The 9,060-nt window shown below is 76.2% G+C and carries 9 protein-coding genes; 6 read left to right on the top strand and 3 right to left on the bottom strand.

All coding sequences use genetic code 11. The features are described from left to right. Window positions 1-28: 28 nt before the first annotated feature. From ACI6QG_RS08835 to ACI6QG_RS08815, 5 genes are read left to right on the top strand one after another with little or no spacing between them, the layout of a single operon-like run. On the top strand, window positions 29-610 hold the full coding sequence (locus tag ACI6QG_RS08835; RefSeq protein ID WP_407024222.1) for an anthranilate synthase component II: 582 nt from the start codon (window positions 29-31) through the stop codon (window positions 608-610). After that, the gene (gene trpD / locus ACI6QG_RS08830) at window positions 607-1,638 is read left to right on the top strand and encodes an anthranilate phosphoribosyltransferase (RefSeq protein WP_407024221.1); all 1,032 of its coding nucleotides are present in this window, start codon (window positions 607-609) and stop codon (window positions 1,636-1,638) included. Before ACI6QG_RS08835 ends, trpD begins: the two co-directional genes overlap by 4 nt. Next, window positions 1,631-2,434 (top strand): indole-3-glycerol phosphate synthase TrpC, encoded by an 804-nt coding sequence (gene trpC / locus ACI6QG_RS08825; RefSeq protein WP_491630725.1) that lies wholly within the window; start codon window positions 1,631-1,633, stop codon window positions 2,432-2,434. Before trpD ends, trpC begins: the two co-directional genes overlap by 8 nt. Further along, entirely contained in the window at window positions 2,431-2,904 is a 474-nt protein-coding gene (gene moaC, locus ACI6QG_RS08820) for a cyclic pyranopterin monophosphate synthase MoaC (protein WP_407024220.1), read from the top strand. The genes trpC and moaC overlap by 4 nt, the downstream gene beginning before the upstream one ends. Then, the gene (locus tag ACI6QG_RS08815) at window positions 2,901-4,103 is read left to right on the top strand and encodes a molybdopterin molybdotransferase MoeA (protein WP_407024219.1); all 1,203 of its coding nucleotides are present in this window, start codon (window positions 2,901-2,903) and stop codon (window positions 4,101-4,103) included. The genes moaC and ACI6QG_RS08815 overlap by 4 nt, the downstream gene beginning before the upstream one ends. A gap of 766 nt (window positions 4,104-4,869) precedes the next feature. On the opposite strand, the gene ACI6QG_RS08810 is transcribed toward ACI6QG_RS08815, so the two are convergent. The 3 genes from ACI6QG_RS08810 to ACI6QG_RS08800 all read right to left on the bottom strand — a co-directional run bounded on the left by ACI6QG_RS08810 (window position 4,870) and on the right by ACI6QG_RS08800 (window position 7,772). Further along, window positions 4,870-5,415, bottom strand: coding sequence for a DUF3576 domain-containing protein (locus ACI6QG_RS08810; RefSeq protein ID WP_407024218.1), 546 nt, complete (start codon window positions 5,413-5,415; stop codon window positions 4,870-4,872). A gap of 94 nt (window positions 5,416-5,509) precedes the next feature. After that, on the bottom strand, window positions 5,510-6,958 hold the full coding sequence (locus ACI6QG_RS08805; protein WP_407024217.1) for a porin: 1,449 nt from the start codon (window positions 6,956-6,958) through the stop codon (window positions 5,510-5,512). Between the two features lie 238 nt (window positions 6,959-7,196). Next, a complete protein-coding gene (locus ACI6QG_RS08800; protein ID WP_407024216.1) occupies window positions 7,197-7,772 on the bottom strand; it encodes a thiamine phosphate synthase in 576 nt (191 codons plus the stop codon). Here ACI6QG_RS08800 and ACI6QG_RS08795 point away from each other — a divergent pair. Next, window positions 7,759-8,424, top strand: coding sequence for a YggS family pyridoxal phosphate-dependent enzyme (locus ACI6QG_RS08795; RefSeq protein ID WP_407024215.1), 666 nt, complete (start codon window positions 7,759-7,761; stop codon window positions 8,422-8,424). The genes ACI6QG_RS08800 and ACI6QG_RS08795 overlap by 14 nt on opposite strands. Window positions 8,425-9,060 lie beyond the last annotated feature (636 nt).

Genomic DNA, 9,060 nt, shown 5'->3' with positions numbered 1-9,060 from the left:
GCGCCGCCCGTCAGGTTCGGCCGCTGCCATGCTCCTGCTCATCGACAACTACGACAGCTTCACCTGGAACCTCGTGCATTTCCTGGGCGACCTGGGGGCGGAGGTGGAGGTGGTGCGCAACGACGCGCTCTCGCCCGCCGAGGCGCTGGCGCGGCGCCCCTCGGGCATCGTGCTCTCGCCCGGCCCCTGCACGCCCAACGAGGCCGGCATCTGCCTGGACCTGATCGCCGCCGCCGCCGAGGCGCGGATGCCGCTGCTGGGGGTCTGCCTGGGCCACCAGGCCATCGGCCAGGCCTTCGGCGGCGAGGTGGTGCGCGCCCCCGCCCCGGTGCACGGCAAGGTGTGGGAGGTGACGCACGGCGATGGCGGCGTCTTCGCCGGCCTGCCCTCGCCGTTCCGGGCCACGCGCTACCACTCGCTGGTGGTGCGGCGCGACACCCTGCCCAACTCCCTCCGGGTCACGGCCGAGACGGCGGACGGCCTCGTCATGGGCCTGTCCCACGCCGAACTGCCCATCCATGGCGTGCAGTTCCACCCGGAAAGCATCGCCTCCGAGCACGGGCACCGCATCCTGGGCAATTTCCTCGCCTGCACGAAGCAGCCGGCATGAGCGCCGGCCTGAAGCCCGTCCTCGCCCGCCTCGCCGAGGGCGAGACGCTGGCGGAAACCGAGGCCGAGGCCGCCTTCGCCGTCATCATGGCCGGCGAGGCGACGCCGGCGCAGATCGCCGGCCTGCTGATGGCCATGCGCGTGCGCGGCGAGACGGTGGCGGAGATGACCGGCGCGGTGCGCGCCATGCGCGCGCGCATGACCGCGGTGGAAGCGCCGCCGGGCGCGGTGGACATCGTCGGCACCGGCGGCGACGCCTCAGGCAGCCTCAACATCTCCACCGCCGCGGCGCTGGTGGTGGCGGGCTGCGGCGTGCCGGTGGCCAAGCACGGCAACCGCGCCCTGTCCTCGAAATCCGGCGCCGCCGACGCGCTGGCGGCGCTGGGCGTCAACCTGGACCTGCCGCTGGAGCGCATCCCCGAGGTGCTGCGCGAGGCCGGCATCTGCTTCCTGCTGGCGCCGCGCCACCACGCCGCCCTGCGCCATGCCGGCGGCGCGCGCGTCGAGCTGGGCACGCGCACCATCTTCAACCTGCTGGGCCCGATGGCGAGCCCCGCCCGCGTCACCCGCCAGATGACCGGCGCCTTCCACCCGCGCTGGCTGCGCCCGATGGCCGAGGCGCTGGGCCGCCTGGGCACCGAGCGCGCCTGGCTGGTGCACGGCCAGGGCCTGGACGAGCTGGCGCTGTCCGGCCCCTCGCACGTGGTGGAGCTGGACGGCGGCCGCCTGCGCGAGTTCACCGTGACGCCGGAGGAAGCCGGCCTCGCCCCCGCCCCGCCCGAGGCCATCAAGGGCGGCGACCCGCAGGAGAACGCCGCCGCCCTGCTCGCCCTGCTGGACGGCGCCCCCGGCCCCTACCGCGAGGTGGTGCGGCTCAACGCCGCCGCCGCCCTGATCGTCGCCGGCCGCGCCGCCAGCCTGCGCGAAGGGGCGGCGATGGCGGCGGAATCGCTCGACACCGGCCGCGCCCGCGCCGCCCTGGACGCGCTGCGCCGCCTTTCCCAGCCCCAGGACGCCCCCGATGCCTGACATCCCCCTGCCGGACGCGCTCCAGGCCATCATCGGCGCCAAGTACGTCGAGGTGGAGGAGGGCCTGCGCGAGACCCCCCTGGCCGAGATGGAGCGCCTGGCCCTGGCCGCGCCCAGGCCGCGCGACTTCCAGGGCGCGCTCTGCGCCACCGTCGCCGCCGGGCGCACCGGGCTGATCGCCGAGATGAAGCGCCGCTCGCCCTCGGGCGGCGAGATCCGCCCGGGCTTCGACCCGGCGGAACTGGCCCGCACCTACGAGGAAGCGGGCGCCACCTGCCTGTCCGTGCTGACGGATGCGCGCTGGTTCGGCGGCAGCCCCGACGACCTGCGCGCCGCCCGCGCCGCCTGCGCCCTGCCGGCGCTGCGCAAGGACTTCCTGGTGCATCCGTGGCAGGTGTTCCAGTCCCGCGCCATGGGCGCCGACTGCATCCTGCTGATCATGGCCGCGCTGGGCGACGAGCAGGCGGTGGAGCTGGAGGAGGTGGCCCGCGCCCTGGACATGGCCGTGCTGGCCGAGGTCCATGACGAGCGGGAGATGGAGCGCGCCCTGGGCCTGCAGACCCGCCTGATCGGCGTGAACAACCGCAACCTCAAGACGCTGGCCACCGACCTCGCCACCTCCGAGCGGCTGGTGCCGATGATCCCCGCCGACCGCATCCCGGTGGCGGAATCGGGCATCCGCACCGCCGCCGACGTCCGCCGCATGGCCGCCGCCGGCGCCTTCTGCATCCTGGTGGGCGAGCACCTGCTGCGCCAGCCCGCCCTGGGCGACGCCACTCGGGCGCTGCTGGCGTGACCTCCCTCACCCACTTCGACGAGGCCGGCCGGGCGGTGATGGTGGACGTGGGCCCCAAGGCCGTCACCCAGCGCCGCGCCGTGGCCGAGGCGCGGGTGGTCATGCTGCCCGCCACCCTGGCGCTCATCCGCTCCGGCACCGCCAGCAAGGGCGACGTGCTGGGGGTGGCGCGGCTGGCCGGCATCATGGCCGCCAAGCGCACCGCCGACCTGATCCCCCTGTGCCACCCGCTGGCGCTCGACAGCGTGACGCTGGAACTGGCGCCGGAGGGGGCGGACACCGTGCGCATCCAGGCCACCGTCGCCTGCACCGGCCGCACGGGGGTGGAGATGGAGGCGCTGACCGCCGCCTCCGTCGCCGCGCTGACGGTCTACGACATGTGCAAGGCGGCCGACCGCGGCATGCGGGTGGAGGGGCTGCGGCTGCTGGCCAAGGAAGGCGGCAAGTCCGGCGCCTGGGCCGCCCCGTGATCACCGTCGCCGAGGCGCGGGAGCGCATCCTCCGCGCCCTGGCGCCCGTGGGGGCCGAGACGGTGTCGGTGGCCGAGGCCGCCGGGCGGGTGCTCGCCGCCCCGGTTGCCGCGCGCCTCACCCAGCCGCCGGCCGACGTCTCCGCCATGGATGGCTACGCCCTGCGCGCCGCCGAGGCCCCGCTGGGCGCCGTGCTGCCGCTGGCGGGCGAATCCGCCGCCGGGCGCCCCTTCGGCGGCGTCCTGCCGGCGGGCGCCTGCCTGCGCATCTCCACCGGCGCCGTGGTGCCGGCGGGCGCCGACGCCATCCTGCTGCAGGAGGACGCCGGCCGCGCCGGCGACGCCGTGACGGTGAACGAGGCGCCCCGACCCGGCCGCTGGATCCGCCGCCGCGGCCTGGACTTCGCCGAGGGCGAGGCGCTGCTGCCCCCCGGCCGGCGGCTGACCCCGCGCGAGGCCGGGCTGGCCGCCGCCGCCGGCCACCCCTGGCTGTCGGTGCATCGCCGTCCGCGCGTCGCCATCCTGGCCACCGGCGACGAGGTGGCGCTGCCCGGCGACCCGCTGGCGGCGGGGGGCATCGTGTCCTCCAACGCCTTCGTGCTGGCGGCCCTGGTGCGCGCGGCGGGGGGCGAGGCCACCCTGCTGCCCGTCGCGCCCGACGAGCCGGACGCCCTGCTGGCGGTGGCGCGCGGGGCGCGCGGGGCCGACCTGCTGCTGACCAGCGGCGGCGCCAGCGTGGGCGACCACGACCAGACCGTGCCCGCCCTGGCGCGCGCCGGCTTCCGGCTGGACTTCTGGAAGATCGCCATGCGGCCGGGCAAGCCGCTGGTGTTCGGCGACTGGGACGGTCTGCCGGTGCTGGGGCTGCCGGGCAACCCTGTGTCCGCCTTCGTCTGCGCCGTGGTGTTCGCGCTGCCGGCGCTGGCCCGGCTGGGCGGGCTGGCCGAGGCCGCGCCGCCGCTGGTGACGGCGCGGCTGGCCGCCCCGCTTCCGGCCAACGACCACCGCGCCGACCACCTGCGCGCCACCCTGCACCGCGACGGCGCCGCCTGGCGCGTCACCCCCGCGCCGATGCAGGACAGCTCCATGCTGCGCATCCTGGCCGCCAGCGACGCCCTGATCCTGCGCGCCCCCCACGCCCCCGCCCTGCCCCCCGGCGCCGAGGTGGACTGCCTGGACCTTCAGGCCCTGCGGGCCTGAAGTTTTTTGTGCCCTCACCGCCGCCGCCCATGGCGGCGGCTACGCCGGGCGCCCGCCTCCGGCGGGCTTGGCTGCGGCCCCCTGAAGGGGGCCGGCGCGCGCTGTGCGCGCGCATCCTCGGGAGGTGGTGCTTGGCTTGGCCGGCAGCGCGGGCTGGCCGGCCTCGCCTGCGGCGTCGGCCTCTGGGGTTGGGGGTGCGCTGACCTCCTGCGGGTCGGTGCGCGCGGGCCGGCCTCGCCTGCGGCGTTGGCCTCGGGCACGGGGCGTGCGCTGACCTTGCACGGTGCGGCACGGGTGGGCCGGCCGCGCCTGCGGCGTCGGCCTCCGGCGCGGGGCGTGCGCTGACCTTGCACGGTGCGGCACGGGTGGGCCGGCCGCGCCTGCGGCGTCGGCCTCCGGGGTTGGGAGTGCGCTGGTCTTTCGCGCGACGGCGTGGGCGGGCCGGCCTCGCCTGCGGCGTCGGCCTCTGCGGCGGGGCACTGACTTCCCGAAAACGCGTGCGGGCGGGCCGGCCGCGCCTTCGGCATCGGCCTCGGTCGCAGGGCGCTCCTTCCCCGTCCGCGCACCCCCCACCTTGCGGTCGCGCCGGGGCTTCGCCCTGGCGCGGAGCAGGCTTCCCAGGATCAGGCACGGCCCGGAGCGCGCGAAGCCGCGCGGCCGCCCTCCAGCCGGCGGCCACCCTCAACCGAAACGCGCGCCCCCCACCCGGGGCCCCCGCCGCGGTTTTCCGCCGCCGCACAGCGGCGGCGGAAAACTGCGGTGGGGACTATCGGACTCCCGCGGATTGCGAGCGGAGTTCGCGCGCGCGCGCCAGCACGCGGTCCTCCATCTCGCCATTGGTGGCGGTGCTGGTCGGCGCATCCACCCAGGCGCCGCGCTGCGCCACCTGGCGGAACACCTGCACCCGCACGCCGTCGGAGCGGAGCTGGCGGGAGGTGATGTAGGCGGTGGCCTTGAAGCGCTCGCCCTCCGCCTGCGGCGGGGAATACCAGTCGGTGATGATGACGCCGCCGAAGGGGTCGGCCGAGGCGAGCGGCATGAAGGAAAGGGTGTCGAGCGCCGCGCGCCACAGGAAGGCGTTGACCGTCATCCCCGCGCCGCCGCCGGCCGCGGCCGCCGCGGCGGCCTGCTGCGCCTCGCGCGAGCGGTCCACGCCGAACACCACGATGCCGTCGCCCGCGCCGCCCAGCCGGCCCTGCACGCGCGCGCGCTGGCTGTCGCTGCCGTATTCGTCATTGCCGACGAGGCGCCCGGAGGTGCACCCGGCGAGCAGGGGAAGGGCGGCGAGCGCGACGAGGTGGATGTGCTTCATGGCGCCGGATGTCTAGGCCGCGCCTTCGCATGTGAAAAGGGGGCGGCAGGTTGCCCTGCCACCCCCCGTATCGGTTCCGCTCGCGCGGCCTGGCTCAGAAGGCCAGGCGCGTGCCCAGCAGGAACACGTTGGCCGTCGCGCGGCTCTGCGTGCCGGCGCGGAACGGGTCGAAGTCCTGGCCCTGCTCGCGGCGGCTGAAGTAGACGTACTCCGCGATCAGGTCCATGCCCGGGGCGAGGCGGTAGTTGGCACCGACGCCGAGGCCCCAGCGACGCTCACGCGCGCGGTTGGCCTGGTTGGTGATGGCGGTGAAGCCGCCCGCCGTGTTGGGCGAGAAGCCCGTCGCCTGCGCGCCCTCGAAGATGCCCGAGAACATGTTGGCGCCGATGGTGAACGGACCGGCCGCATACTGGCCGCCGACCGCGAGCTGGCCGGCGGAACGACCGCCGCGCAGCACGTTGCCGTAGAACCAGTTGAAGTCGCCCCACATGTAGTTGGCGCCGACCGTGAAGCCCATGTATGAGGCCTGCGCACCCACTTGGAAGATGTTCAGGTCATTGAACACGCGGGCCTGGGTGGCGGTGACCGGGTGCAGCTCACGCCGGGCGGAGGAGCCGATGTAGCCGGCGGTGGCCGCCAGGCCGACGCCCGCCAGGTTGCCGCGCCAGCGCGCCGCCAGCTGGTACTCGTTGCGGCGCGCGGCGTAGTCGGGGATCGCCGACGGGATGCCGACGGCCGAGGCGCCGGTGAAGGCGTAGGCGCGGTCGCAGAAGCCGGACGGGCCGTTGTTCGGGCAGCCCGTGTCCTCGCCGCCATTGTAGTTCGGGGCGAAGGAGGCGCCGAAGTCGAAGCCGAAGAACTGCGGCGACATGTAGATGATCTTGGAGCTGTCGCCCAGGCCGCCCGGGGCGGTCAGGGTGCGCGCGCCGCCGGAGCGGACCACGAAGCTCTCCCACTCGCCGAAGATGCCGCCGGTGCCGAAGCCGGTGACCCAGCCGGAGTTCATGAGGCCGCCCATCGGGCCGTCCTCGTCACCGAAGCGGACCTGGCCGAAGCGCGGGTGCGCGACGAAGGCGTAGGCCTCGTCCAGGCCGGCCGTCGTCTTCGGCGAGGAAGCGCGCTCCTGCAGGGTCTGGCGACCCTCGAGGTTGTTGAAGTTGACCTCGATCACGGCGCCGTAGGTGATGCCGTTGGCGAGCTTGCCGTTCACGAACACATGGATCTCGGTGTCGGTCGAGATGTCATGCTTGCCCAGGCGGGCCTGCTGGCCGGTGGCCGGGCTGGTCAGCGTGCCGCCGGGAACCGCCAGCAGCGCGGTGGACTGCGGCGCCGTGCCCAGGAAGCCGTTGCCGCCGCCGCCGGCGGCCGGAACGCCCAGGTTCAGGCCCTGCTGGCCGCTCTGCTGCGTGTAGCCGTAGTAGGCCCGGAAGAAGCCACCGATGCGGACGGTCGGCGCCTCCTGGGCGGAGGCCTGCGGCGCCATCACGGCGGCGCCGACGACCGCCGAGACGACCGCCGTCGTGCCCAGCAAAATCTTGCGCATGTTAAACTCTCCTCACGCGCCGGGCACGCCCGGCTTGTTCCCCTGACCCCCCCCTCCCCCGAAAGGCAGGCGGTGCGTTCCCAGGCCAGATGCCCCGCCCCGAAGGCCGGATTGCATGAAGGCAAGGGAACCCTCACCTGGGTCCACGCCGACTATGCGTTGGCTGGGCGCGGCCCGGCAACGGGCTTCGGGCGATCCGCGCGGTTTCCGGCACACACTGTGGCGCAGGAACCACAGGTCACCGCCACGCCCCGATGGCCGCCCAGCCCCAGGCCAGCCGCCGCGGCAGCCGGCGCCATCGCCGCGCGTCCATGCCACCCAGCGCCACCGCCGCGCAGGGCAGCGCCCGCGCCAGCGCCGCCCAGCGCAGCGGCCCCAGCGCCGGGGCGCCCGGGTGGCTGGCGGTGGGAAAGGCCGGCGAGGCCAGCGCGGCGTCCGCCCGCAGCCGGCGCGCCCGCGCCACCCCGGCCCGCCCGTGCACCGCCACCGACAGCAGCCCGCCCCCGCGCAGGAAAGGCAGCAGGTGGCGCGCCGGCCGGCGGCCGGGCAGGTGCAGCCCGGCCCGCAGCGCCAGCGCCAGCCGGCCGTCGCCCGCCACCACCGGCAGCAGGCCGCGCGCCCGCGCCGCCCGGGCGGCCCGCCGCGCCGCCCCGGCCTCCATGTCCCGCAGCAGCACGGCCGCGCCACGCGGCAGCCTGGGCAGCAGGGGCAGCGGGTCGGGCAGGCGGCGGGCGTCCGTCACCAGCCACAGGCGCGGCACCGCCCTGGCCGCGCCGGGCCGATTCCCTATCCTGTGCGGCATGACCGACTCCATCGCCTCCAGGCTGGCAGCCATCCGCGCGCGAATCGAGGCCGCCACCGCAGCAGCGGGGCGCCCCGCCGGCAGCGTCGCCCTGGTCGCCGTCTCCAAGACGCACGGCGCCGCGGCGGTGGAGGAAGCCCTGGCCGCCGGCCAGCACCTGTTCGGCGAGAACCGGGTGCAGGAGGCTCAGGGCAAGTTCCCCGCCCTGCGCCCCGCCCACCCGGCGCTGCGCCTGCACCTGATCGGCGCCTTGCAGACCAACAAGGCGCGCGACGCCGTGCGCGCCGCCGACGTCATCGAGAGCCTGGACCGCCCGAAGCTGGCCCTGGCCCTGAAGGACGCCATGGACAAGGAAGGCCGCCGCCCTGGCCTGCTGGTGCAGGTCAACACCGGCGACGAGCCGCAGAAGGCCGGCGTGCCCCGCGCCGCCGCCGAGGCCTTCATCGCCGCCTGCCTGGAGGAATGGGCGCTGCCGGTGCGCGGGCTGATGTGCATCCCCCCGGCCGAGGGCGACCCCCGCCCCCACTTCGCCGCCCTGCGCGGCCTGGCGCAGCGCTTCGCCCTGCCCGTGCTGTCCATGGGCATGAGCAACGACTTCGAAGCCGCCATCGCCGAGGGCGCCACCCACGTGCGAGTCGGCACCGCCATCTTCGGGGGCCGCTGAAGGCGGCCGCCGAAGATGGCGTTTTCTTGATGCCCTCACCGCCGCCGCCCATGGCGGCGGCTACGCCGGGCGCCCGCCTCCGGCGGGCTTGGCTGCGGCCCCCTGAAGGGGGCCGGCGCGCGCCGTGCGCGCGCATCCTCGGGAGGCGGTGCTTGGCTTGGCCGGTAGCGTGGGCTGGCCGGCCTCGCCTTCGGCGTTGGCCTCGGGCGCGGGGCGTGCGCTGACCTTGCACGGTGCGGCACGGGTGGGCCGGCCTCGCCTGCGGCGGCGGCCTCCGGCGCGGGGCGTGCGCTGGACCTTGCACGGTGCGGCACGGGTGGGCCGGCCTCGCCTGCGGCGGCGGCCTCCGGCGCGGGGCGTGCGCTGGACCTTGCACGGTGCGGCACGGGTGGGCCGGCCTCGCCTGCGGCGTTGGCCTCTGGGGCTGGGGTGCGCTGGCCTTTCGCGCGACGGCGCCGGTGGGCCGGCCTCGCCTGCGGCGTCGGCCTCTGCGGCGGGGCACTGACTTTCCAAGCAGCGCCGCAGGTGGGCCGGCCGCGCCTTCGGCCTCGGCCTCGGTCGCCGGGCGCTCCCTCCCCGTCCGCGCACCCCCCACCCTGCGGTCGCGCCGGGGCTTCGCCCTGGCGCGGAGCAGGC

This window comes from Sabulicella flocculans, from assembly GCF_045449635.1.
Classification (GTDB): Bacteria; Pseudomonadota; Alphaproteobacteria; order Acetobacterales; family Acetobacteraceae; genus Roseococcus.
This window is presented reverse-complemented; position numbering and strand designations above follow the sequence as displayed.